This is a genomic window from Polaromonas glacialis (genome assembly GCF_000709345.1).
GTDB classification, from domain to species: Bacteria; Pseudomonadota; Gammaproteobacteria; order Burkholderiales; family Burkholderiaceae_C; genus Polaromonas; species Polaromonas glacialis.
The window spans coordinates 2,320,183-2,344,706 of record NZ_KL448323.1 but is presented as its reverse complement, the minus strand read 5'-3'; the positions used below and the strand labels follow the sequence as shown (position 1 = coordinate 2,344,706).

18 protein-coding genes are annotated in these 24,524 nt (G+C 62.4%); 16 read left to right on the top strand and 2 right to left on the bottom strand.

Going from position 1 to position 24,524, the window contains the following annotated elements; translation table 11 throughout:
- The first annotated feature begins 81 nt into the window (after positions 1-81).
- The 4 genes from EC86_RS0111480 (at position 82) to EC86_RS27760 (ending at position 8,904) form a co-directional block, all read left to right on the top strand.
- Positions 82-1,857 carry an NADH-ubiquinone oxidoreductase-F iron-sulfur binding region domain-containing protein gene (locus EC86_RS0111480; RefSeq protein ID WP_408633892.1) on the top strand — a complete coding sequence of 592 codons (1,776 nt, stop codon included), beginning with the start codon at positions 82-84 and terminating at the stop codon, positions 1,855-1,857.
- A gap of 1 nt (position 1,858) precedes the next feature.
- Positions 1,859-4,741, top strand: coding sequence for a formate dehydrogenase subunit alpha (gene fdhF, locus EC86_RS0111475; RefSeq protein ID WP_029525769.1), 2,883 nt, complete (start codon positions 1,859-1,861; stop codon positions 4,739-4,741).
- Positions 4,742-5,353: 612 nt separating this feature from the next.
- Positions 5,354-6,502, top strand: a complete 1,149-nt coding sequence (locus EC86_RS0111470; RefSeq protein ID WP_084181295.1) for a hypothetical protein — start codon at positions 5,354-5,356, stop codon at positions 6,500-6,502.
- An 8-nt stretch (positions 6,503-6,510) separates the two neighbouring features.
- Positions 6,511-8,904, top strand: coding sequence for a galactose oxidase-like domain-containing protein (locus EC86_RS27760; protein ID WP_084181293.1), 2,394 nt, complete (start codon positions 6,511-6,513; stop codon positions 8,902-8,904).
- A gap of 626 nt (positions 8,905-9,530) precedes the next feature.
- On the opposite strand, the gene EC86_RS0111460 is transcribed toward EC86_RS27760, so the two are convergent.
- Positions 9,531-10,028 (bottom strand): C40 family peptidase, encoded by a 498-nt coding sequence (locus tag EC86_RS0111460; protein ID WP_029525766.1) that lies wholly within the window; start codon positions 10,026-10,028, stop codon positions 9,531-9,533.
- A 172-nt stretch (positions 10,029-10,200) separates the two neighbouring features.
- Here EC86_RS0111460 and EC86_RS0111455 point away from each other — a divergent pair, with 172 nt between their 5' ends.
- The 12 genes from EC86_RS0111455 to EC86_RS0111400 all read left to right on the top strand — a co-directional run bounded on the left by EC86_RS0111455 (position 10,201) and on the right by EC86_RS0111400 (position 23,963).
- Positions 10,201-10,794, top strand: coding sequence for a DUF3305 domain-containing protein (locus tag EC86_RS0111455; protein WP_232229865.1), 594 nt, complete (start codon positions 10,201-10,203; stop codon positions 10,792-10,794).
- Positions 10,787-11,512, top strand: a complete 726-nt coding sequence (locus EC86_RS0111450; protein ID WP_029525764.1) for a DUF3306 domain-containing protein — start codon at positions 10,787-10,789, stop codon at positions 11,510-11,512. The genes EC86_RS0111455 and EC86_RS0111450 overlap by 8 nt, the downstream gene beginning before the upstream one ends.
- Positions 11,442-13,526, top strand: a complete 2,085-nt coding sequence (locus tag EC86_RS0111445) for a 4Fe-4S binding protein (protein ID WP_198026780.1) — start codon at positions 11,442-11,444, stop codon at positions 13,524-13,526. The genes EC86_RS0111450 and EC86_RS0111445 overlap by 71 nt, the downstream gene beginning before the upstream one ends.
- Before the next feature lie 25 nt (positions 13,527-13,551).
- The gene (locus EC86_RS0111440; protein WP_029525762.1) at positions 13,552-14,166 is read left to right on the top strand and encodes a TorD/DmsD family molecular chaperone; all 615 of its coding nucleotides are present in this window, start codon (positions 13,552-13,554) and stop codon (positions 14,164-14,166) included.
- Between the two features lie 200 nt (positions 14,167-14,366).
- On the top strand, positions 14,367-14,573 hold the full coding sequence (locus EC86_RS0111435) for a hypothetical protein (protein WP_029525761.1): 207 nt from the start codon (positions 14,367-14,369) through the stop codon (positions 14,571-14,573).
- Between the two features lie 58 nt (positions 14,574-14,631).
- Positions 14,632-17,607 carry a formate dehydrogenase subunit alpha gene (locus tag EC86_RS0111430; RefSeq protein WP_029525760.1) on the top strand — a complete coding sequence of 992 codons (2,976 nt, stop codon included), beginning with the start codon at positions 14,632-14,634 and terminating at the stop codon, positions 17,605-17,607.
- Positions 17,608-17,619: 12 nt separating this feature from the next.
- Positions 17,620-18,240 (top strand): formate dehydrogenase FDH3 subunit beta, encoded by a 621-nt coding sequence (gene fdh3B / locus EC86_RS0111425; protein ID WP_029525759.1) that lies wholly within the window; start codon positions 17,620-17,622, stop codon positions 18,238-18,240.
- On the top strand, positions 18,237-18,467 hold the full coding sequence (locus EC86_RS0111420) for a hypothetical protein (RefSeq protein WP_029525758.1): 231 nt from the start codon (positions 18,237-18,239) through the stop codon (positions 18,465-18,467). The genes fdh3B and EC86_RS0111420 overlap by 4 nt, the downstream gene beginning before the upstream one ends.
- A 12-nt stretch (positions 18,468-18,479) precedes the next feature.
- Positions 18,480-19,694, top strand: coding sequence for a formate dehydrogenase subunit gamma (locus EC86_RS0111415; protein ID WP_029525757.1), 1,215 nt, complete (start codon positions 18,480-18,482; stop codon positions 19,692-19,694).
- A 20-nt stretch (positions 19,695-19,714) separates the two neighbouring features.
- The gene (locus tag EC86_RS0111410; protein ID WP_029525756.1) at positions 19,715-20,104 is read left to right on the top strand and encodes a hypothetical protein; all 390 of its coding nucleotides are present in this window, start codon (positions 19,715-19,717) and stop codon (positions 20,102-20,104) included.
- A 65-nt stretch (positions 20,105-20,169) separates the two neighbouring features.
- Positions 20,170-21,198: a formate dehydrogenase accessory sulfurtransferase FdhD gene (locus EC86_RS0111405; RefSeq protein ID WP_029525755.1), complete on the top strand. Its 1,029-nt coding sequence runs from the start codon at positions 20,170-20,172 to the stop codon at positions 21,196-21,198.
- A 194-nt stretch (positions 21,199-21,392) separates the two neighbouring features.
- The gene (locus EC86_RS0111400) at positions 21,393-23,963 is read left to right on the top strand and encodes an ABC transporter permease (RefSeq protein WP_029525754.1); all 2,571 of its coding nucleotides are present in this window, start codon (positions 21,393-21,395) and stop codon (positions 23,961-23,963) included.
- A 183-nt stretch (positions 23,964-24,146) separates the two neighbouring features.
- Here EC86_RS0111400 and EC86_RS29475 read toward each other — a convergent pair.
- A partial coding sequence (locus tag EC86_RS29475) for a transposase (RefSeq protein ID WP_198026779.1) occupies positions 24,147-24,524 on the bottom strand: 378 nt, incomplete at its 5' end.

Sequence of the window (24,524 nt, the reverse complement as noted above, 5' to 3'; positions counted from 1 at the left end):
AACCCATACACTGATTCAATTTGACCCACGGGCCGCTTCAAGCCACAGTGGCGCATGCATCCAACCAGCCAGACTCCAAACATGAAAGTCGTCGCTGTCGCCACAGCGAGCGAGTTGCGCGAGCGTGTCCGCCGCAAAAGCCAGTTGAAAGGGCGCCAGGCCGACGAGGTTTCCCTTGCCGAGGTGCGCGCACTGATCGGCGCCCGGCCTGCCGACGGCCATCGCCGCGACCTGCTGATCGAGCATCTGCACCGGCTCAACGACGCCTACCGCTGCCTGCACGACCGGCACCTGGTCGCGCTGGCCAAAGAGATGAATCTCCCGATGGCCGAGGTGTACGAGGTGGCGACGTTCTATCACCACTTCGAAGTTGTCAAGGGCGATGCGAAAGGCGATGGACAGGCGTCCGGCTTGACGGTGCGCGTCTGCGACGGGCTGAGCTGCGAGCTGGCCGGCGCGCAGGAGTTGCTGGCGCGTCTGCCGGCCTTGCTGGGCGCGCGGGATGTGCGGGTGATTGCCGCGCCGTGCGTGGGCCGCTGCGAACAGGCACCGGTGGCGGTGGTGCACCAGACGCCGGTGCCGTTTGCCACGCCGGAATCTGTCATTTATGCATCAAATAGTGCTCTTGCGCATGTTCCACGTGCGCAAGCAGCTATTAATTTCGTAGCATCCGAATGGGCGGAGAAAAGCATTCCGGAATTGCCCGGCCACACCGATTACGCCACCTACCGCGCCCACGGCGGCTATGCGCTGGCCGCGTCGCTGGTCAATGGCGAAGAGGACGCCGAGCAAGTCCTGCGCGCCATGGAGAATTCGGGCCTGCGCGGGCTGGGCGGCGCGGGTTTTCTGGCGGGGCGCAAATGGCGCATCGTGCGGGACCAGAGCGCGCCGCGCCTGATGGCCGTGAACATCGACGAGGGCGAGCCCGGCACCTTCAAAGACCGCACCTATCTGGAGCGCGACCCGCACCGTTTCCTCGAAGGCGTCTTGATTGCCGCGCAGGTGGTGGGCGCCGAGGCCTGCTACATCTATTTGCGCGATGAATACCACGGTTGCCGCGCGCTGCTGCATGCAGAAATCGCCAGGCTGCGGGCCGACCCGCCGTGTCCTTTGCCGCATATCGAACTGCGCCGGGGCGCGGGCGCCTACATCTGCGGCGAGGAATCGGCCATGTTGGAGAGCATCGAGGGCAAGCGCGGCGAACCGCGCATGCGCCCGCCCTACATTGCCGAGGTCGGCCTGTTCGGCCGGCCGACGCTGCAGCACAACTTTGAAACGCTGTACTGGGTGCGCGACATCGTTGAAAGAGGCCCGCAGTGGTTCGGCAGCTTTGGCCGCAATGGGCGCAAGGGGCTGCGGTCTTTCAGCGTCAGCGGGCGGGTTAAGCAGCCGGGCGTCAAGCTGGCGCCGGCCGGCATCACCGTGCAGGAGCTGATCGATGAATACTGCGGCGGAATGGCGGACGGCCACCAGCTGTATGCCTATTTGCCGGGCGGCGCGTCGGGCGGGATCTTTCCGGCCAGCCATGCGAATGTCCCGCTGGACTTCGACACCCTGCAGCCGCACGGCGGCTTCATCGGCTCGGCGGCGCTCATCGTGCTCGGCCAGCACGACAAGGCGCGCGACGCGGCGCTGAACATGATGCGGTTTTTTGCCAGCGAGAGCTGCGGCCAGTGCACGCCGTGCCGCGTCGGCACGGCAAAGGCCGCGAAGCTGATGGAAGCGCCGCGCTGGGACCACGCCACGCTGGAAGACTTGAACGTGGTGATGACCGATGCGTCGATTTGCGGCCTGGGCCAGGCGGCGCCCAACCCGGTGCGCTGCGTGCAGAAATATTTTCCCCACGAGGTGGCCTGAGATGAACACACGCGCCCCAACTGCTGAAACGGTCGAAGTCGCATTGCCCACCGTCGCCTTCACGCTCGACCAGCAAACGATGCACGCCTTCGAGGGTGAAACCATCCTCAAGGCCGCCGAGCGCCACGGCGTGATGATTCCGCGCCTGTGCCATCAGGACGGCCTGCGCCCCGACGGCAACTGCCGCGCCTGCGTGGTCGAGATTGCAGGCGAGCGCACGCTGGCGCCGAGTTGCTGCCGCAGCGTGACGGCGGGCATGGCGGTGCAGGCCAGCAGCGTGCGCGCCGTGAAAAGCCAGAAGATGGTGCTCGAAATGCTGCTGTCGGACATGCCGGATGCGGGCTACAAGTGGATTGAAACGGATGAGTCGCTGCAGCACGGCGAACTCAGCGACTGGGCTTCGCGCATGGGCGTCACCGTGCGCCCCGAACTCAAGGCGCTGCGCCGCGAACAGCCCCGGGCCGACCTGTCTCACCCGGCCATGGCCGTGAACCTCGACGCCTGCATCCAGTGCAACCGCTGCGTGCGCGCCTGCCGCGAAAGCCAAGTCAACGACGTGATCGGCTTCGCCTTGCGCGGCAGCCACAGCCAGATCGTGTTCGACCTGAACGACCCGATGGAGGGCAGCAGCTGCGTGGCCTGCGGCGAATGCGTGCAGGCCTGCCCGACCGGCGCGCTGACGCCCAAGACGCAGATCGGCTCGCAAATCGTCGATAAAAAAGTCGATTCGGTCTGTCCGTTCTGCGGCGTCGGCTGCCTGCTGACCTACAACGTGAAAGACAACGCCATAGTCAGCGTCAATGGCCGCGACGGTCCGGCCAACCATTCGCGGCTGTGCGTCAAGGGCCGCTTCGGCTTTGACTACGCGCACAGCCCGCAGCGGCTGACAGTGCCGCTGATCCGCAAGGCCGGCGTGGCGAAAGACCCGCAGGCTTTGAAGCACCTGAACCGCCACACTGCCGACTGGACCGAGGTGTTCCGCGAAGCCACCTGGGACGAGGCGATGGCGCTGTCCACCGGCGCGCTGAAAAACCTGCGCGACACCCAAGGCAAGAAGTCGCTGGCCGGCTTTGGTTCGGCCAAGGGCAGCAACGAAGAGGCGTATTTGTTCCAGAAGTTAATACGCACCGGCTTTGGCAGCAACAACGTGGACCATTGCACCCGGCTGTGCCATGCATCCAGCGTGGCGGCGCTGCTCGAAGGCGTCGGTTCGGCGGCGGTCAGCAACCAGGTGCATGACGTGGCAAACGCGGGCCTGATCTTCATCATCGGCTCGAACCCGACGGGCAACCATCCCGTGGCGGCCACCTGGATGAAGAACGCCGCCAAAAAGGGCGCGAAGATCGTGCTGGCCGACCCGCGCGTCACCGACATCGGCCGGCACGCCTGGCGCACGCTGCAGTTCAAGGCCGACACCGACGTGGCGATGCTCAATGCATTGATTTACACGGTGATCGACGAGGGATTGACGGACATGGCGTTCATCGAGGAACGCGCTAGCAACTATGAAGCGCTGCGTGCCAATGTCCAGGGCTACAGCCCCGAGGCGATGGCACCGATTTGCGGCGTTCCAGCGGCCACGCTGCGCGAGGTGGCGCGTGAATTCTCCAGGGCCAAGGGCGCGATGATTTTCTGGGGCATGGGCATCAGCCAGCATGTCCACGGCACCGACAACGCACGCTGCCTGATCGCGCTTTGCGCGGTGACCGGCCAGATCGGCAAGCCCGGCTCGGGCCTGCATCCGCTGCGCGGCCAGAACAATGTGCAGGGCGCGAGCGACGCGGGGCTGATTCCGATGATGTTTCCGAACTACCAGCGCGTGAACAACCCGGCCGCGCACGCCTGGTTCGAGGAGTTCTGGGGCATGAAACTTGATGACCAGCCCGGCTACACCGTGGTCGAGATCATGCACAAGATCCTCGCGCCCGAGAGCGACCCGCACAGGATTCGCGGGATGTACATCTCGGGCGAAAACCCGGCCATGAGCGACCCCGACCTGAACCATGCGCGCCATGCGCTGGCCAGCTTGGAGCATCTGGTGGTGCAGGACATCTTCATGACCGAAACCGCGTGGCTGGCCGACGTGGTGCTGCCCGCCACCGCCTGGCCCGAGAAAACCGGCAGCGTCACCAACACCGACCGCATGGTGCAGCTCGGCCAGCAGGCGATCGAGCCGCCCGGCGATGCCCGGGCCGACCTGTGGATCATCCAGCAGATGGCCGTGGGCATGGGGCTAGTCTGGCAGTACGAGGGTGAGCACCACGGCGTTGCAGCGGTGTACGAAGAAATGCGGCGCGCCATGCACAGCGCGATTGCCGGCATCACCTGGGAGCGCCTGCAGCGTGAATCCAGCGTGACCTACCCCTGTTTGAGCGCCGATGACCCCGGCGCGCCCACCGTGTTCATCGACCGCTTCGACACCCAAGACGGCCGCGTGCAACTGGTGCCCGCTGACATCATTCCGGCCAACGAGCGGCCCGATGCCGATTACCCGTTTGTGCTCATCACCGGTCGCCAGCTTGAGCACTGGCACACCGGCAGCATGACGCGCCGCGCCAGCGTACTTGACGCCATTGAACCGATGGCAACAGCTTCGTTGTGCGGCGCAGATTTGTTGAAGCTGGGCGTGCAGGGGGGCGAAGTCATCACCGTGCAGTCACGCCGGGGCGAAGTGGCCATACACGTACGCCGTGACGACGGCACGCCGCCCGGCGCGGTATTCATCCCGTTTGCCTACTACGAAGCAGCGGCGAACCTGATGACAAACGCCGCGCTTGACCCGTTCGGCAAGATTCCGGAGTTCAAGTATTGCGCCGTGGCCATCAGGCGCGGGGGGGCAGTGGCCAAGGTGGAAGGCTATGAGCGGACGGCGGCAAAAAGGTAGTTTTGTCTCAGGTGTATGGTCCCGGAGAGTCGTGGCGTTATTCTGTCCATCGAGGAGGAAAAAGCGTTATGGCATTTATGTTTCATGGCAGCGCCCACACAAGTCCTTGAAAAATCAAACGCCGCAGGAAGTTCACAAGACGTCAAGCGGCGGCGCGATGATCGTGGATAAGTACCCGACCCAAGAAAGACTCACAGTCGCGCTGCGCTCCAGTGGGGGGCTGAGTTTGAGGAAGCCAGGATTGAGCAATACCAAATGCAAAAACCGGGGCAGCGCCGTCCAGCCGCGAGAAATCCAGTACAACTTGAACTGGTGTCAAAGCTGTCTGACTCTGGGGTTAACGTCACAGACGGTTATGAAGCGTGGGGATGTTTCTAAATATAAGAACGTTTGGTTTTTGTTAGGTACAGCTTGCATATCAAATTTTTTGCTTATTAATACATAACTGTATTTAAGGAAAAAAATTGCTTGCGGTGTTACGAAACTTTCCAGATGCATTGATAAGTCGCTGCGAGTCGTGCAGGTGTTGAAGCAGTAAATCAATGCGAAACAGGAAATAAGCTGCAAGTATAAATTTTAAGATGGTAACAACCGTCTGCTGAAAGGCTTGCCATGGTTAAGTCAAGACATACTGAGTGCAGAAATAAGCATTCAAGGCGTTTCTTCGGCTTGTATGTCTTCCATTGGGCATTGCTCTTGGTGACAGCTGTTGGCCCCCTGCTGTATCTGCCATCGTTGCAAGCGCAAACGCGCCCTGCCTACACTGCCATTGAGTACGCCAGGCTTGACAACCCGGGCGCCACCACCGTAATCCGTGGAATGAATTCCACCAATGAGGTGGCTGGCGGCTTCAAGAAGGACAAACGCAAAGCCTCGTCAGCGCTAATTTTCATGGCAAACAACGCCGTCGAGGACGTTGCTGGCGAGCAGGGCGCTGGCAACAGCGTTGCCTATGGCATCAATGACCAGAGCGAGATTGTCGGGGCCTTGAACACCAGTGTGGCGCTTCATCCTTTCCGCGCGGTGCGCAGGGGCGGGGTACAGGAGCTCACGCTGCCGCCGGGCACCAACGGCGGTATAGCCTATGCGATCAACGAACTGGGCGAGGCTGCCGGATATGCCAGTGGGGATATTGGAATTCGCGCGGTGTGGTGGACCCGGCGCGGCGAGGTCCAGTTACTCCAAAGTATTGGCACACTGACAACACGGGCCCTTGATCTCAATGACAGGGGCGACATCGTGGGTGTATCCGGCAACGAAGTGAAGACGGCTGTGGCCTGGCCGCGCAAGGGCGGCATCATCAGCCTGGGCACACTGCCTGGCTTTGTCCACAGCGAGGCTGTCAGCATCACTGAAAACGGCGCCATCGCCGGCGTGGCAATTGGTGCTGGTGAATTTCCTAACCGTTCGCGGGCAGTGCTCTGGCAGCCAGGCGGCGTCGGCATTCGGGACCTTGGGACGCTCAATGGCGGCAGTGACAGCCGAGCCCGCGATGTCAACAACCGGGGCGAGGTGGTGGGCACATCAAGCAGCACCGAAGGCGATCGCGCTTTTGTCTGGACTGCGGCAACCGGCATGCTGGACCTCAATTCGCTGGTGACCATCCCTGGGCTGGTGATGACCGATGCGCTGAGCATCAACAAGACAGGGGACATTGTGGTGATGGGGCATGACGGGCAAACTGGTGAGCCCCAGGAGTCCCATGAGCATGTGGACCACCATGTTGCCCGGCGCATTTTTGTTTTGCATCCATTGAGGTGAGAGCAATCATGAAAAATCCTGTCTACCTGATGGTTCATTGGCTGCTACGGTTTGCCTTGGCGATGTGCGCACTTGGATCGCCCTGGCTTTGGGCGCAAACCCCTCAAACGAGCGGTCAATGGCAAAACGGGCCCAATTTTCCCTATTTCCCCACGCACATCCACATGCTTCCCAATTTGACTGTCATGCTTTGGCCAGGAGACGGCGTCAGTGGAGATGACCCAAGGGTTTGGGACCCCGTGTCGGGCAGCGTGACAGCCCTGAGCCGGATTGGTTTCGATCCATTTTGCAGCGCTCATACGTTCTTGCCGGACGGACGGCTGTTCGTCGCAGGAGGCCACATTGACAACTGGGTTGGGCTGCCCGATGCCGCAATTTACAACCCTGTCAACAACAGCTGGACGCGGCAGGCGCGGATGAACCTCGGCAGGTGGTATCCCACCGTGACCGGGCTTCCCAACGGGGACGTGCTGGTGGTCTCAGGTGCTGTGGACACGCCCGACGGCACCAATCCCTTGCCGCAAGTGTGGCAGGCAGCCACCGGAACCTGGCGCGACCTCACTGCCGCGCAATTGAGCCTGCCTATCTATCCGTACATGTTTGTTGCGCCTAATGGCTCTGTTTTTAATGCAGGCCCCGAAGTTGCAACCCGGTATCTGAACACCGCCGGCACGGGGGCATGGTCGTTCGTTGCCAATCGAACGTTCAATGCAGTGCGGGATTACGGCAGCGCCGTGATGTACGCGCCAGGAAAAATCCTCACAGTAGGCGGGAGTGATCCGCCCACGAATACCGCTGAAGTCATTGACCTGAATGCAGCCACGCCAAGTTGGCGCGATGTGGGCTCGATGAGCGTGGCTAGAAGATCCATGAATGCAACCATGCTGCCTGATGGCACCGTGCTGACAACCGGTGGCACGCGCGGACCAGGGTTTAACAATGGCAGTCCGGGCATGCCTGTGCTTGAAGCAGAGCTGTGGAATCCTGTCACGGAGTCCTGGCGCGTCATGGCGGCTGGCAGAATTGCAAGGATATACCACTCAACTGCACTGCTGCTGCCCGATGCCCGCGTGTTGATTGCCGGAGGCAATGGGATCACGCTAACCGAAATTTTCTCGCCGCCCTATCTCTTTGCGGGTGCGAGGCCTGTCATTTCATCAGCGCCTGCCAGCGTTAACAAAGGGCAAAGTCTTTTCGTCGGCACGCCTGACGCGGCGGGCATTGACGCTGTGAGCTGGATTGCACTGCCTTCGGTCACCCATACAAACAATATGCATCAAGGTTTCTTTAGCTCGACCAGCATTACGCAGGCAGCTGGCGGTATTAATATCGTCGCACCGAACAGCCTGACCGTTCCCGCAGGCCATTACATGGTCTTCCTTTTGAAGAATGGCGTGCCATCCACAGCCAGAGTGATCCAGCTAACTCCGCAGTCCAATAGCCCGCTGCCTTCTGTATCGTCTCTGGCACCGGCCACGGCAACGGCAAGTGGACCGAGTTTTTCGCTGACAGTGAAGGGTTCAAATTTTGTAACCGCCTCCTTGGTGCGCTGGAACGGCTCTAGCCGGACAACGACATTTGTCAACTCCGGCCAGCTTTCGGCTGCGATTGCAGCGGGCGATATTGCAGCCGCCGGAACTGCGCAAATTACGGTGGTGAATCCTGATACAAGCACATCGAATGCCTTGTCGTTTACGACAACCTCCTCATCACCGCCAGCGACATGTACCTTTTCAAACTGGGTACAGGGAAAACAATATGCTGCCGGCAGTGTCGTGTCGTACAACAGCAAGCTCTACATTGCCAAGTTTGCAAACCCGGGTTACAACCCCACAATCAGCACTTACTTCTGGGCGGTATATTCCTGCTCTGAAGCACCGCCACCGCCACCGCCACCGGCATGTATCTTTTCAAACTGGGTGCAGGGAAAACAATATGCTGCCGGCAGTATCGTGTCGTATAACAGCAAGCTCTACATTGCCAAGTTTGCAAACCCGGGCTACGACCCCACAATCAGCACTTACTTCTGGGCGGTATATTCCTGCTCTGAAGCACCGCCACCGCCACCGCCACCGGCATGTATCTTTTCAAACTGGGTGCAGGGAAAACAATATGCTGCCGGCAGTATCGTGTCGTATAACAGCAAGCTCTACATTGCCAAGTTTGCAAACCCGGGCTACGACCCCACAATCAGCACTTACTTCTGGGCGGTATATTCCTGCTCTGAAGCACCGCCACCGCCACCGCCACCGGCATGTATCTTTTCAAACTGGGTGCAGGGAAAACAATATGCTGCCGGCAGTATCGTGTCGTACAACAGCAAGCTCTACATTGCCAAGTTTGCAAACCCGGGCTACAACCCCACAATCAGCACTTACTTCTGGGCTCCATATGCTTGCTAAAAGTCGAAGCGGGGCATCCATACGACTCATTATTGTGGGCTTTACCAGGCTTACAGGAACTGCCCACACAGTCAAGTTTTACTAAACTGCTTGAATTGATCTTCCTTGATTACGGTATTCGGCGTTGGCATAAGGTGAAGCGGCGAGTCAACGAGTAACAGACCGCACACTTACAGACGTGCTTATTGCACAGCTGCTGCCCCACCGCTGGCAACCTGCTCAGGCACACCCCTTGCCACAATGATGGCGCTGTATTCAAGGTGTATTGCCCGGCTTGCTTACCCATGACTTCTCCCACAGAGGTCATGGATTGAGCCTGCCCGGATCTAGTCCCGGGCAGGCTCAATCCGTAATGACAAAAGAAAGTGCGAAGCCCTTCGAGGGCGCTGAGTAGTAACTGTTTATGTATGAAAAATGGATATTGCGCACGTCCTGTATGCGTGAGTAGCTATTAATTTTATAGTGTATGAAGGCGGGATTGCGATGTATGCAGACCCGGTGCTTTTAAACATGGGCTTGCATCGCAAACGATGGAGTGTCCGGGAATGGCTGCTAAAAAGCCGGGCGGTGGGTTAGTGGCGCTGCAGACGCGCTGCAAAAACGACACGCGCACTGAACGCTCACGTTTAGCTCAATACTGTTTTCGCGCCTTCAAACCGGCTTGCATAGTACTTGCTGTCCAGCCTGTCGGTCCTCACGCCGGTGCGCGGGTTGCTGGCATGCACGAAGCGCCCGTCGCCCACATAGATGCCGACATGCGAAAACGAGTAGCCCAGGGTGTTGAAAAACAGCAGGTCGCCGGCCATCAGGTCTGCCGGATTGACCGGGCGCGCGGCTTTGGCCATGGATGCTGCGCTTCCCCGCAGCGGGATGCCGGCGGCCTGAAGGTACACATGCGAAACGAGTCCGGAGCAATCGAATCCCGTGGCCGGGCCGCGTCCACCCGACACGTAAGGCATGTCCAGCAGCGACAGCGCAAACAGGGCGATGTCGCTGCCGGTGCGTGATGAATTCAGGGAGCGCGGGCTGGCGCCTGGCCGGGTGGCGCAGCCGGCGAAAGCCAGCAGCGTCATGCAACCCAGCAGCCGGCCCCATCTTCTGCGGGAGTACACCTGATCGTTCATTGTATGTCCAGCCAAAGTTGCGGCAAGCCATGCCTGCTTGCGTATAAGCCAGCAAAAATCGCCTGGAACCGTTTGCGCAGCGCAGGCGGGCTGGAGGGCATCCTACCGCAGACGGCCGCCCGGCAAAAGACCTTGACGCCAACGGGCATGAGGGGCGCCGTACACTTCGGCAATGCTTGACTTTCTAATGCAGTCCCCCGACTCCGACGAGACCCTTCACCGCCCGTGCATGGACGTGGCCGTGGTCATGCGCCGCGAGCGCATCGACAACGTCTGGCAGCCCTGGCGCTGGATGCTGGCTGACGTGGTCCCGCATGAGGACGGCTTTGGCCGCCAGCCGCGCCTGTTGCTCAAGGACGAGCGCGAAGAGCGCTGGCTGCATCCCGGCTTCCGGGTCGAACTGCACCGGGGCGATGCCGAAGGCTATTACCTGAATGTCACCACGCCGCAGCCTTGCTTCTGGGTCGTCTGGCGCATGGAAGAAGAGGCCGGCCTGGCCGATGAGCCCGTCGCCGTGCCGCAGATCGTCACCCTGAGCTACCACGATGCCGGCCGCTGGCTCGATGCGCAGGAAACCGTTGAACAGGTGCCCGCGCCGCCTGATGTGGTGCAGTGGATGCAGCATTTTGTCGATGAACACCATGTGCTGGAGGCCAAGCGCCGCCAGCGCCCGCAAAGCTTCAAGCCGCTGGTGGACCGCTTCGGCAGCCCGGCGCGCGTTAGCACTGAAAAGAAGTTTGGCGGCGGAGGCGGCGGCCGTGGCTGAAGAGCATTCCGGATTCCTGGGCCGCTGGGCGCGGCGCAAGACCGACGCGCTGCAGGGCAAGCCGCTGGACGAGCCTGCTGCGCCGACGAAAGCCGCGCCACTGGCTGTGGCTGCCGCCGTTTCGCCCGCCGCACTGAAACCCGATCAGGCCCATTTGTCGGCACCTGCGGCGTCCCCGGCGGAACAACCCAAAAAACTGCTGTCGCTCGACGATGTGAAGGCGCTCACGCAGGACTCCGACTTCAAGCCCTTCATGGCCCGAAATGTCGGTGCCGACGTGCGCAACGCCGCCATGAAAAAACTCTTCACCGACCCGCACTACAACGTGATGGACGGGCTTGACATTTATATCAGCGACTACTCCATCGCCGACCCGATTCCGGAATCCATGCTGCGCCAGATGGTCGGCGCCAGGCTGTTGAAAATTTTTAACGAGGATGATGAAAACAATGATGGTGGCCAGGAAGCCGCTGCATTGCAATCTCCTGTAGATTCATTACCACCGGATGACTTGAATAACCCCACGCCTGAGGCCGTGGCGCAGTCCGGAAATTCCCCAGAAATTCACGGTCCGAAAACCCCAATCGCTGAACTCCCCAGTCAGCCCGAGCCTTTCGAGGATCACGGCGCCAGCCAACCCGACGACCATGCCCACTCTCATTTGCGACTGCAACCAGACCATGCCCCTTCAGCCCCGAGCGCTGGGCACGGCACTTGACGAAAACCTGACGCTGCATTCGACGCTGTGCCGGCGCGAAGCGGGCGCGTTCCAGAAGGCCATCCAGTCAGGCGACGACGTCATCGTCGCCTGCACCCAGGAAACGCGGCTGTTCGCCGAACTCGCGCAGCAGACCGAAGGCGCCACGTCCGTCATCAAGTTCGTCAACATCCGCGAAACCGGCGGCTGGAGCAAGGACGCGGCCCAAGCCAGCCCGAAGATCGCCGCCTTGCTGGCGCTGGCGCATCTGCCCGATGCCGAACCGGTGCCAACGGTGACATACAAGAGTGCCGGCCGCCTGCTCATCATCGGCCCACTCGATGCGGCCGAGCGCGCCGCCGAACTGGTCTCGGATGCGCTCGACGTCACGCTGTTCAGCCTGGGCGCAGGCAGCCATGGCGGCCTGCAGGAGCGGCGCTATCCGGTGCTGGCGGGGAAGATCAGGCAGCTCACCGGCTGGCTGGGCGCCTTCGAGCTGAACTGGACGCGCAGCAACCCGATCGACCTGGACCTGTGTACCCGCTGCAACGCCTGCCTGTCGGCCTGCCCGGAAAGCGCCATCGGCTTTGACTACCAGATCGACATGAGCCTGTGCCAGTCGCACCGGACCTGCGTGAAGGTTTGCGGCGTCGCCGGTGCCATCGATTTCAGCCGCGAGCCTGAAGCGCTGAACGAAAAATTCGACCTGGTGCTTGACCTGCGAAGCGCGCCGGCCTTCACCCAGCATGCGCTGCCGCAGGGCTATTTCCGCTGGGACGGCCAGGACAGCCGCACGCTGCTGCAACTGCGCTCGCTGGTGGGCGAGTTTGAAAAGCCCAAGTTCTTCAACTACAAGCAAAAGCTGTGCGCCCACAGCCGCAACAACACCGTGGGCTGCAGCGCCTGCATCGACGTGTGTTCGGCCTCGGCCATCAGCAGCGAAAAAAATCGCCAGCAGATCAAAGTGAACCCGAACCTGTGCGTCGGTTGCGGCGCCTGCACCACCGTCTGCCCGACCGGCGCCATTTCGTATGCCTATCCGCGCCCTGCCGAGCAGGGCACAAAAATCAAGACGCTGCTGACGACGTATGCCAAAGCCGGCGGCAAGCACGCCGCGCTGCTGCTGCACAGCCAGGAGGCCGGCACACGGCTGCTGGGCGACCTGGGCCGCATGGCCCGGCTCGATCCGGCGGTTCGCGGCGTGCCGGCGCGCGTGATGCCACTGGGTCTCTTTCATACTGCCTCCACCGGGCTGGAATTATGGCTGTCCAGCATTGCCTATGGCGCTTCCCAGGTCTGGGTGCTGATGACGGCCGAAGAAGCGCCGCAGTACCGCGAGGCCCTTCGCGAGCAGATGCAAGTCGCGCAGGCGATATTGACGGGGCTCGGCTATCAGGGAGAACACTTCCGTATTTTTGAGGCGAAGGATGCGCGTGACCTGGCCGGTCTTGACGCGTTTTTGCAAGCGGCGCCCGCGCAAGGTGTGGCGCAGGCGGCGGGCTTTGCGGTGCAGGCCGACAAGCGCGCCACGCTGGAACTGGCGCTCGATCACCTGATGCTGCAATCGACGGTGCAGGCAGAGCTGATTGCGCTGCCGGCCGCATCGCCGCTGGGCGCGCTGGCCATCAACAAGGACGCCTGCACCCTGTGCCTGAGCTGCGTCAGCGCCTGCCCGGCCAGCGCCCTGCAGGACAACGCCGAACGCCCGCAGCTCCGGTTCATCGAAAAGAACTGCGTGCAGTGCGGCCTGTGCGTCACGACCTGCCCGGAAAATGCGCTGGCCCTGGTACCCCAGCTCAGGCTCACGCCGCAGCGCCGGGAAGCCGTGGTGCTCAATGAGATGCAGCCTTACGCCTGCATCCGCTGCAGCAAGCCTTTCGGCACGCTCAAGGCGATTGAATCCATGCTGGGCAAGCTGGCCGGCCATGCCATGTTCCAGGGTGCAGCGGCGGACCGCCTGAAGATGTGCAGCGACTGCCGCGTCATCGACATCTACTCGGCCGACAACGAAGTCAAGATCGGTGACATCCGCTAACCCCAGTCCACAGGCAAAAATTTCCATGCAAGCCCAACTCACCGCTTCCACCCTCGACGAAGAAACCGCGCGTGCCGAGGTCTATGGACTGCTCGCCGCGCTGTTCTATGCGCCGCCCAGCGCTGACCTGTATGACAGGCTGCGCGTGGCCGTGACCGAGGCTCCCGCTGCCGGCGCGCTGCTGGAAGGCCCATGGGGCGAAGTAGTCGCCGCTGCACGCGAACAGTCGCTGGCCGACACCCGCCATGAATACGACACCCTGTTTGGCGGCGTGGGCAAGCCCGAGGTCTATCTGTTCGGTTCCCACTACCTCAGCGGCTTCCTGAACGAAAAACCGCTGGCAGCGCTGCGCACCGACCTGGCGGACCTTGGCCTGGCGCGCGACGGCGCCATGTCCGAGACCGAAGACCATGCGGCTTACCTGTGCGAAGTCATGCGTTACCTGATTGCCGGTGACGATGTGGAAGTGGCCAACTTGACGCGCCAGCGCGAATTTTTCACGCGCCATGTGCAGCCCTGGTTTTCCATGATGTGCGAGGCGGTCACTCGGCATCCGAAGGCGCGTTTCTACCGTACATTCGCGTGCTTTGCGCAAGCGTTTGTCAGTGTTGAATCGCAAGGTTTTGACATGCTGGAGTGAAACATCCCTGATTGCAGCCCTGGCTGCAATTTCTGCCTGATCACGGTTTCAGCCCTCCCGCCGCGCAATAGAAAATCTTGGATGGCCTATGGTTTTCCCTTGGTTTTAGGGTTGTATTTACGTGAACCATTGTGGTGCGCCTATGACTAACGTAGAGTTATGCAAGCCTTTACATATGCCAAAATTTCATGGAGAAAAAAATGCAGGATAGCCAGCCCAAACCCTCGCGCCGGGGTTTCTTTTTCGGTGCCGCAGCCACCGGCGCAGCCGCAGCTGCCGTGATGGCGCTGCCGCGCGTGCAGCTCGCTGAAGTCGCCGTGGCGGCGCCCAAGCCGGCGCCTGAAAAAGGCGGCGGTTACAGCGCTTCGGAGCATGTCGAGCGCTACTACAAGACCGCGCGCGTCTGATTCCACTTTCCGGTCCATTTTTCCGGTTGTCCATTCGTCAATTCTCACGGAGAGCTTCATGCTGCTCACGAAAAAATCTTCCAGCCCTTCCGGCTTGACGGCGCACCGTGCGGGCTCCCCGCGCTTTGTGCAAAGCCTGACGCGCGGCCTGTCGCACGCCCTGCCCACCATGGACCGGCGCTCGTTCTTGCGGCGCTCCGGACTCGGCGTTGGCGTAGGACTGGCGGCGACCCAGCTCTCGCTGGTTAAAAAAGCAAGCGCAGCGGCTCCCGGCGAAGCCGTCGGCAATTCCAAAATCGAAGTCAAGCGCACCATCTGCTCGCATTGCTCGGTCGGCTGCGCGGTCGATGCCGTCGTTGAAAACGGCGTCTGGGTGCGCCAGGAAGCCGTGTTTGACTCGCCCATCAACCTGGGCGCGCACTGCGCCAAGGGTGCCGCGCTGCGCGAGCACGGCCACGGCGAATACCGGCTGCGCTACCCGATGAAGCTGGTCAACGGCAAGTACGAGCGCATCAGCTGGGACACGGCGCTGAACGAAATCACCGAACGCATGCTGGCCCTGCGCAAGGAAAGCGGCCCGGATTCGCTGTACGTGATCGGTTCGTCCAAGCACAACAACGAGCAGGCCTACCTGCTGCGCAAGTGGATGAGTTTCTGGGGCAGCAACAACTGCGACCACCAGGCGCGCATCTGCCACTCGACCACGGTGGCCGGCGTGGCCAACACCTGGGGCTATGGCGCCATGACCAATTCGTACAACGACATGCAAAACAGCAAGTGCGCGTTGTACATCGGTTCGAATGCCGCCGAGGCCCATCCGGTCAGCATGCTGCACATGCTGCATGCCAAGGAAACCGGCTGCAAGATGATCGTGGTCGATCCGCGCTTCACGCGAACGGCCGCCAAGGCCGACGAGTACATCCGCATTCGCTCCGGCTCGGACATTCCCTTCCTGTTCGGCATGCTGTTTCACATCTTCAAGAACGGCTGGGAAGACACGAAGTACATCAATGATCGGGTCTATGGCATGGACAAGATCAAGGAAGAAGTGCTGGCCAAGTGGACGCCCGACAAGGTGGAAGAAGCCTGCGGTGTCCCCGAAGCGCAGGTGTTCAAGGCAGCCCAGATGATGGCCATGAACCGGCCCAGCACGGTCGTCTGGTGCATGGGCCAGACCCAGCACACCACCGGCAATGCCATTGTTCGCGCTTCCTGCATCCTGCAGCTGGCGCTGGGCAACGTCGGCAAGTCCGGCGGCGGCACGAACATTTTCCGGGGTCACGACAACGTGCAGGGCGCCACCGATGTCGGCCCCAACCCCGACTCGCTGCCCGGTTACTACGGCCTGGCCGAAGGCTCGTGGAAGCATTTCGCCAAGGTCTGGGGCGTGGACTTTGACTGGATCAAGGCCAAGTACGCCTCGCCCTCCATGATGGGCAAGCCCGGCATCACCGTGTCGCGCTGGATTGACGGCGTGCTGGAGAAAAACGAATTCATCGACCAGGATTCCAACCTGCGCGGCGTTTTCTACTGGGGCCACGCGCCCAATTCCCAGACCCGGGGCCTGGAGATGAAGCGGGCGATGGACAAGCTCGACCTGCTGGTGGTGGTGGACCCGTACCCGTCGGCCACCGCCGCGATGGCCGCCATGCCTGGCAAGGCAGAAGACCAGAATCCGAACCGCGCCGTTTACCTGCTGCCGGCCGCCACGCAGTTCGAGACGAGCGGCTCCTGCACCGCCTCGAACCGTTCACTGCAGTGGCGCGAGAAGGTCATCGAGCCGCTGTGGGAAAGCCGCAGCGACCACATGATCATGCAGCAGTTCGCCGACCGGCTGGGCTTTGGCAAGGAACTGAGCAAGAACTTCAAGATGCAGCAGGTCAAGGGCATGGACGAACCCGTGCCCGAGGACATCCTGCGCGAGATCAACAAGAGTTGCTGGACCATCGGCTATACCGGCCAGAGCCCGGAACGCCTGAAGGCGCACATGCGCAGCATGCACCTGTTCGACGTCAAGACGCTCAAGTCCAAGGGCGGCAAGGACAAGCAATCGGGCTACGACACGACCGGCGACTACTTTGGTCTGCCGTGGCCGTGCTGGGGTACGCCGGAGATGAAGCACCCCGGCTCGCCCAACCTGTACGACACCTCCAAGCACGTCATGGACGGCGGCGGCAACTTCCGCGCCAACTTCGGCGTCGAGCGCGAAGGCAAGACGCTGCTGGCCGAAGACGGCTCGCATTCGCTGGGCGCCGACATCACCACCGGCTACCCCGAATTCGACCATGTGCTGGTCAAGAAACTCGGCTGGTGGGATGAGTTGACCGATGCCGAAAAGACAGCCGCCGAAGGCAAGAACTGGAAGACCGACTCGTCCGGCGGCATCATCCGCGTAGTCATGAAGAACCACGGCTGCTACCCGTTCGGCAATGCCAAGGCACGCGCCGTGGTGTGGAACTTCCCCGACGCCATTCCGCAGCACCGCGAGCCGCTCTACGGCATCCGGCCCGACCTGGTCGCCAAGTACCCGACGCATGACGACAAGAAAGCCTTCTGGCGCCTGCCCACGCTGTACAAGACCTTGCAGGACAAGAACATCGCCGACAAGGTGCATGAAAAATTCCCGCTGATCATGACCTCCGGCCGGCTGGTCGAGTATGAAGGCGGCGGCGAGGAAACCCGCTCCAACCCGTGGCTGGCCGAGTTGCAGCAGGAAATGTTCATCGAGATCAACCCCAAGGTGGCGGCCGAAAAAGGTATCCGCAACGGCGAACGCGCCTGGGTCAGCACGCCGACCGGCGCGCGGCTCAATGTGCAGGCGCTGGTCACCGAGCGCGTCGGGCCGGACACGGTGTTCATGCCTTTCCACTTCTCGGGACGCTGGCAGGGCGCCGACATGCTGGCCTATTACCCTGCAGGCGCCGCGCCTGTGGTGCGCGGCGAGGCCATCAACACCGGCACCACTTACGGCTACGACAGCGTGACGATGATGCAGGAAACCAAGACAACCGTTTGCAATGTCGAACGAGCATAAGGAAGAATAAAAATGGCACGCATGAAATTTGTCTGCGACGCGGAGCGCTGCATTGAATGCAACGGCTGCGTCACCGCCTGCAAGAACGAAAACGAAGTCCCGTGGGGCGTCAACCGCCGCCGCGTGGTGACGCTTAATGACGGTGTTCCGGGCGAAAAATCGATCTCGGTCGCCTGCATGCACTGCAGCGACGCGCCCTGCATGGCCGTTTGTCCGGTCAACTGCTTCTACCGCACCGACGAAGGCGTGGTGCTGCACGACAAGGACATCTGCATCGGCTGCGGCTACTGCTCGTACGCCTGCCCGTTTGGCGCGCCGCAGTTTCCGTCCACCGGCACCTTCGGCGTTCGCGGCAAGATGGACAAATGCACCTTTTGCGCCGGCGGCCCCGAGGTCAACGGCAGCCAGGCCGAGTTCGAGAAATACGGACGTAACCGCCTGGCCGAAGGCAAACTGCCCGCCTGCGCCGAGATGTGCTCGACCAAGGCCCTGCTGGCCGGCGACGGCGACGTGGTGGCCGACATTTTCCGCAACCGCGTCGTGCAGCGCGGCAAGGGCGCCGAAGTCTGGGGCTGGGGAACGGCCTACGGCTCCAAGCAGGCCGGCCAGCCGCCGGCAGGAGCGAAGTCATGAAGCGCCCTGGCATGCTTTTTCCGCTGTTGGCGGTGCTGGCGGCTGTGTCTGCCTGCGGTGAAAAGCCGCAGACGCTGGGCACCAACAAAAACCATGTCGCGGCTTACCAGGGAGCGCAAAACCAGTTTGTCGCGCCGGGCTGGACGCCAACGGACAAAAAAAGCTGGGAGCAAGGCCTCAAGGCCCGCATGCAGAACACCCAGAACGAGTACTCCAAGACAAACTGATCGGAGCCTTTTATGAAACATGCGCAATTAGCTATATTTTTAATAGCAATTGGCCTGACTGGAGCGGCTGTCGCGCAAGCCCCGGCGCCTGCGGCTTCAGCGCCCCCGGCGGCGGTGCAAGCTCCGGCTCCTGCTCTGGCCGCGCCTGCGCCCGGCGCGCCGCCGGCGGCGGGCGGCATTCAGGGCCAGAACATCTTCGACGTCAAGCCCGACGCCAGCGAAGACCCGGGCTATGCCAGGCAGACCAATGGCGAGCGCGCCAAGGTCCAGCCCGGCAACAATGCGCCCATGTGGCGCCAGGTGGGCGAGGGCGTGACCGGCTACAGCAGCCTGCCCAAGAGCCAGGCGCCTGAAGCGGGCAACCTGATCCAGCCGTTTGTGCAATATCCCGGCTCGCGCCTGACCAACGCCGGCGAAGCCTGGCGCCAGGTGCGCAACAACTGGCTGATTCCCTACGGCGGCGCCTTGCTGCTGATCGTTGTCGGTGCCATTGCCCTGTTCTACCTGGGCAAAGGCAGCATCAAGCAGCACGGCGCCAACACCGGCCGCAAGATCGAGCGCTTCACGCCGTTCGAGCGTTCGGCGCATTGGGCCAACGCCATTGCCTTTTCCATTCTGGCCATTTCCGGCATCGTCATGGCCTTCGGCAAATTCTTTGCGCTGCCGGTCATGGGCGGCCAGCTGTTCGGCTGGCTGGCTTATGCGCTCAAGAACCTGCACAACTTCGCCGGCCCGGTGTTTGCCGTGTCGCTGCTGGTCGTGTTTTTCACCTTCGTGCGCGACAACCTGCCACGCCAGGGCGACCTGCAGTGGCTGCTCAAGGGCGGCGGCATCCTGTCGGGCAAGGAAGTGCCATCGCACCGCTTCAACGCAGGTGAAAAACTGGTGTTCTGGGGTGGTGTGCTGTTCCTGGGCATGGTCGTGATCGGCTCGGGGCTGGTGCTCGACATGCTGCTGCCTGGCCTGCTGTATGAGCGCAGCACCCTGCAGATCGCCCACATGGTGCATGCTGTGGCCACGGTGCTGATGATGGCGATGTTTATCGGCCACATCTACATCGGCACGATTGGCATGGAAGGCGCCTATCAAGGCATGAAAACCGGTTACATCGATGAAACCTGGGCCAGGGAACACCACGAATACTGGTACGACGACATCAAGGCCGGACGCATTCCCGCGCAGCGCACCGCGCCTGTGCCGCCCGCCAGTCCTGCCGTGCAGGCCTAAACCAACGAGTGAGAATCCGCATGAAAAAACTTCTGATCACCAGCCTACTGCTGGGCGCCTGCTCGCTGGCGGCGGCCAAACTCCCGCCGCCAACGCCCGAGGCCAAGGCCAAGTCCGATGAAGCTGCCGCCAAGGCCGTCTGGGCCGGCAAGGTCGATGCCTTCCAGTTGTGCCAGTCGCAGGACCGGGTGGCCGCCAGCTACCGGATGTCGGCCCAGGCCGCCAGCAAGGAAATCAAGCCGGCAACGGCCACGCCGCCCTGTGCCGACGCGGGCGCTTTTGTCTATGCATCGCCTGAAGCGCCCAAGCCCCTGGAGGCCTCGGGCGCTCACTCACCAGCTGAAACCGCCTCCGCCCCGCCAAGCACCAAGGTGCCCGACGCGGTGTCGAATCCCGACAAGAAACCCTGAAGCCGCACGCTCCTGCAAAGGCCGGGCCGCAGGGTGCCGGCCTTTTTTACGGTAGTCTTCTCGCCATGTCCCTTCCTTATCTGACACAAGCCCAGGCCCCCTTGACCAGCGAAATCGAGGCAGTCAACGAATTTGGCGAACTGCAAAAAGTCTCGATTCCTGCCGAGCGTGCGCTGACGGTCTATGTGGACAAGCGCGAACTGGTCACGCTGATGACGCTGGGCGCGAACCCCGAACTGCTGGTGCTGGGCTACCTGCGCAACCAGCGCCTGGTGCGGGACGTGGCCGACATCGAGTCGATCACGGTCGATTGGGACGTGGGCGCCGCCGCCGTCAAGACCGTGCGCGGCATCGAGGACATCGAGGAAAAAACCGCCCGTCGCATCGTCACCACCGGCTGCGGGCAGGGCAGCGTGTTTGGCGGCCTGATGGACGAGGTGGACCAGATTGCGCTGCCCGCAGGCAGCCGCATCACCCAGGGCCAGCTGTACGCGCTGGTCAACACCATCCGGCTCAAGGAAACGACCTACAAGTCGGCCGGCTCGGTGCATGCCTGCGCGCTGTTTTCGACGGCTTCGGGCGAGTCTGACATGCTGCTGTTTGTCGAGGATGTGGGCCGGCACAATGCCATCGACACGATTGCCGGCTGGATGTGGATGAATATGGCCCCCACGCTTCCCACTTCGTGTGGTTCGCTGCCCCCCGAGGGGGCCGCTGCGCCTGCAGACCGGCAAAGCCGGATCTGCGGCCCTGACTGGCAAGGGACATCCGCAGCTACGCTCATTGAGCCTGCGCTTGCTGCATCGGATGCTCTGGCTTCTCCTGATTCATCCGCTTCAGGGCTGGTTTTCTACACCACCGGCCGGCTGACCAGCGAAATGGTCATCAAGTCGGCGCAGATGGGCGTGCCGGTCGTGGTGTCGCGCAGCGGCATCACGCAGATGGGCCACCAGGTGGCGCAGTCGGTTGGACTGTGCGCGATTGGCCGGGCGACCAACAAGCGGTTTCTTTGCTACACCCATGCCGGGCGGCTCAGGCTGGAGCCCGGGCTGGTGACTGTGGCTGCGCCTTCCTCCGAGAAAGAGGCCGGCTGAGCAGACTCCTTCGCCAGGTGAATACTATTTTTTTGATAGCTGCTTGCGCATACAGGACGTGCGCAAAAGGCCGATTTTGTTCATAAAACACGGCTGGAATGCCCTGCACCGCCGGCAGGCTGGCGAAGGCCTGTACCCCTGCGCATCAACCCTTCTTGACGCACCCCTTACCGGTTCTGCGCTAAGGTCACGCCATGAACACTCTTTTTCTCAAGCTCGGCTGGAAAACCCTGCTGCGCGACCTGCGGGCCGGCGAATTGCGGCTGCTGATGGTGGCAGTCACGCTGGCCGTGGCGTCGCTCACGGCGGTCGGATTTTTTGCCGACCGGCTCAATGGCGGCTTGCAGCGCGACGCCCTGCAATTGCTGGGCGGCGATGCCGTGGTGCGCAGCGATGGACCGGTTCCGGCGGCGTTCATGGAAAAAGCCCAGGCGCTCGGCCTGAACGCCATTTCCACCGTGACTTTTCCGACCATGGCGCGGGCGCGGGAAGAGGAGGGCGGCGCTAGCAAGCTGATCGCCTTCAAGGCCGTTCCCGAAGGCTACCCGCTGCGCGGCAGCATGAAGCTGGCCGACCGCCTCGATGAAACCACGGGCCAAGCCACCCGCGACATTCCCGCGCCCGGCACCGCCTGGGCCGATGCGGCGCTGCTCGATGCGCTGGGCCTGAAGCTCGGCCAGCCGCTGCTGATGGGCGACGCCAGTTTCACGGTCACCCGCGTGATCGTGCAGGAGCCCGACCGGGGCGCCGGCTTCATGAGCTTTTCGCCGCGCGTGATGATCAACGCCGTGGATGTGCCCGCCACCGGCCTGATCCAGCCGGCCAGCCGCACCAACTACCGCTTTGCGGTCGCGGGCGATGACGCGCAAGCCGTCAAGTCCTTTGTCCGCTGGGCAACCGATGAACTGAAGAAGCCGGATGCCGAGGTACGGCTGCGCGGCGCGCGGCTCGAATCACTGGACAGCGGCAGCCCGCAGATGCAGCAGACGCTGGAGCGCGCTGAAAAATTCCTGAACCTGGTGGCGCTGCTGGCCGCGCTGCTCAGCGCCGTGGCCGTGGCCATCGTGGCGCGCAGCTTTGCATCTAAGCACCTCGACGACTGCGCCATGCTGCGCGTGCTGGGGCAGCCGCAGCGCACGATTGCGCTGGCCTACACTTTTGAATTCGTCCTCGCCGGTCTGGTGGCCAGCGCGCTGGGCGTGGCGCTGGGATTTGCCGTGCATTACGTGTTCGTGCTGCTCCTGGCCGGGCTGGTCAGCGCCACCTTGCCGGCGGCGACCTTGTGGCCGGCGGCGTTCGGCATGGGCATGGGGCTGACGCTTTTGCTGGCCTTCGGCCTGCCGCCGGTGCTGCAGCTGGCCCAGGTGCCGCCGCTGCGGGTGATTCGCCGCGAGGTCGGCAATCTGAAGCCGGTGTCGATGCTGGTCCTTGGCGTGGGCATCCTGGGATTTGCCGCCCTCTTGATGGCCGCCAGCAGCGACCTCAAGCTCGGCCTGATCGCCGTCGGCGGCTTTGCCGGCGCGGTGCTGGTGTTTGCGCTGGCGAGCTACGCCGCCGTGAGGCTGCTGCGCGCCAGCGTGAATGAAGCGACGGCGCCGCGCTGGCTGGTGCTGGCCACGCGCCAGTTGTCGGCGCGCCCGGTGTATGCGGTGGTGCAGACCAGCGCCCTGGCCATCGGCCTGCTGGCGCTGATGCTGCTGGTGCTGCTTCGCACCGACCTGATCAGCAGCTGGCGCCAGGCGACGCCGCCGGACGCGCCGAACCGTTTCGTCATCAATGTCCAGCCCGACCAAGGTGACGCCTTCCGGCAGGCGCTGAAAGACGGCGGCGTGACCAAGTTCGACTGGTACCCGATGATTCGCGGCCGGCTGGTGGCGATCAACGGCAAGGATGTCACGCCCGAGAATTTCGAGGACGACCGCGCCAAACGCCTGGTGGACCGCGAATTCAACCTGTCCAACAGCGCGGAAAAACCGGTCCACAACGAGGTGGTTGCAGGCCGCTGGAGCGCCGGAGAAAAAGATGCCATCAGCGTCGAGGAAGGACTGGCCAAGACCCTGGGCCTCAAGCTCGGCGACAGCCTGCGCTTTGACATTGCCGGCCAGTCCAGCGAGGCGAAGATCACCAGCCTGCGCAAGGTGGACTGGGGCTCGATGCATGTCAACTTCTTTGTCATGTACCCGGTGGCGCAGCTGGCCGCCGAGGTGCCGGTGACCTTCATCAGCGCCTTTCGCGCGCCCGAACCCGCCGACCCGGTGGCCAGCGGGCAAGTCCGGCCGCAGAGTTTTGACAACACCCTGGTGCGGGCCTTTCCCAACATCACCAATGTGGACATGAGCAGCACGCTGGCGCAGGTGCAGCGGGTGCTCGACCAGGTGATCCGGGCGGTGGAATTCTTGTTCGGCTTCACGCTGGCGGCCGGACTGGTGGTGCTGTTCGCCGCCATCACCGCCACGCGCGAGGAGCGCGCTAGAGAATTCGCCATCATGCGCGCCGTCGGTGCTAGAGCCTCGCTGCTGCGGCAGGTGCAGCGCGCCGAACTGGCCGGCGTCGGCCTGCTGGCCGGTTTCCTGGCGTCGATGGTGGCGCTGGTCGTCGGCTGGGGCCTGGCGCGTTATGTGTTCGACTTCAGTTGGACCGGCTCCTGGACCGTGCCGCTGTTCGGCAGCCTGGCCGGTGCGGCGCTGGCGCTGGCGGCCGGCTGGTGGGGGCTGCGCGCGGTGCTGAACACGCCGGTGGTGGAAACGCTGCGCAAGGCGCAGTAAAAGCTGGCTGCCCGGATTTGCCGTTCCCGCGCAGGCGCATAAGCGCTAACCTAAAAATTATTCCATTCGTCAATCTTGAGTTTTCGTTTTCGAGGCGGCTCGGCCAGACGATAGCGCACGCACCTCCACTGGGTAAGGGCCTGCACAAGTGACAAGGCCGGCAGCACGGCGCGACACAGCAACTCATGCATCAGCGAGAACCCCCGCCACAGGCACGGACTTCTCGTTTTCGTTCGCGCCCTGCTCGCCAGTGGCGCTGCGGTTGCCAGTGAGTTCGATGTAACCCCAGGGGGAAAAAGCCTCGCCGGCGACCCGCAAGGCATCAATGAGAAGCGCCACCAAAAGCTTGCCCTGTAGCCACGCGCGAGCGGCCCGGGGGTCATGCTTTTTTAGATGTCCCAGCCCGGCTAAAGACTTCAGCCGCTTGAACACCAGCTCAATTTGCCAGCGCGCCCGGTATAAATCGAGCACCTCAGCGGCGCTTAGCTCGTCGCCAACGGTTGTGAAGACCAGCACATAGTCGGCCGCCATTACCCTGCAGGCGCCGCGCCTGTGGTGCGC

Bases quoted from the DNA above. Each gene is read 5' to 3' on its own strand.
- EC86_RS0111455 (WP_232229865.1), top strand. From the start codon at position 10,201: ATGCTTGACTTTCTAATGCAGTCCCCCGACTCCGACGAGACCCTTCAC.
- EC86_RS0111435 (WP_029525761.1), top strand. From the start codon at position 14,367: ATGCAGGATAGCCAGCCCAAACCCTCGCGCCGGGGTTTCTTTTTCGGT.
- fdhF (WP_029525769.1), top strand. From the start codon at position 1,859: ATGAACACACGCGCCCCAACTGCTGAAACGGTCGAAGTCGCATTGCCC.
- EC86_RS27760 (WP_084181293.1), top strand. From the start codon at position 6,511: ATGAAAAATCCTGTCTACCTGATGGTTCATTGGCTGCTACGGTTTGCC.
- EC86_RS0111415 (WP_029525757.1), top strand. From the start codon at position 18,480: ATGAAACATGCGCAATTAGCTATATTTTTAATAGCAATTGGCCTGACT.
- EC86_RS0111440 (WP_029525762.1), top strand. From the start codon at position 13,552: ATGCAAGCCCAACTCACCGCTTCCACCCTCGACGAAGAAACCGCGCGT.
- EC86_RS0111460 (WP_029525766.1), bottom strand. From the start codon at position 10,028: ATGAACGATCAGGTGTACTCCCGCAGAAGATGGGGCCGGCTGCTGGGT.
- EC86_RS0111410 (WP_029525756.1), top strand. From the start codon at position 19,715: ATGAAAAAACTTCTGATCACCAGCCTACTGCTGGGCGCCTGCTCGCTG.
- EC86_RS0111470 (WP_084181295.1), top strand. From the start codon at position 5,354: ATGGTTAAGTCAAGACATACTGAGTGCAGAAATAAGCATTCAAGGCGT.
- EC86_RS0111420 (WP_029525758.1), top strand. From the start codon at position 18,237: ATGAAGCGCCCTGGCATGCTTTTTCCGCTGTTGGCGGTGCTGGCGGCT.
- EC86_RS0111445 (WP_198026780.1), top strand. From the start codon at position 11,442: ATGCCCACTCTCATTTGCGACTGCAACCAGACCATGCCCCTTCAGCCC.
- EC86_RS0111405 (WP_029525755.1), top strand. From the start codon at position 20,170: ATGTCCCTTCCTTATCTGACACAAGCCCAGGCCCCCTTGACCAGCGAA.
- EC86_RS0111400 (WP_029525754.1), top strand. From the start codon at position 21,393: ATGAACACTCTTTTTCTCAAGCTCGGCTGGAAAACCCTGCTGCGCGAC.
- EC86_RS0111480 (WP_408633892.1), top strand. From the start codon at position 82: ATGAAAGTCGTCGCTGTCGCCACAGCGAGCGAGTTGCGCGAGCGTGTC.
- fdh3B (WP_029525759.1), top strand. From the start codon at position 17,620: ATGGCACGCATGAAATTTGTCTGCGACGCGGAGCGCTGCATTGAATGC.
- EC86_RS0111430 (WP_029525760.1), top strand. From the start codon at position 14,632: ATGCTGCTCACGAAAAAATCTTCCAGCCCTTCCGGCTTGACGGCGCAC.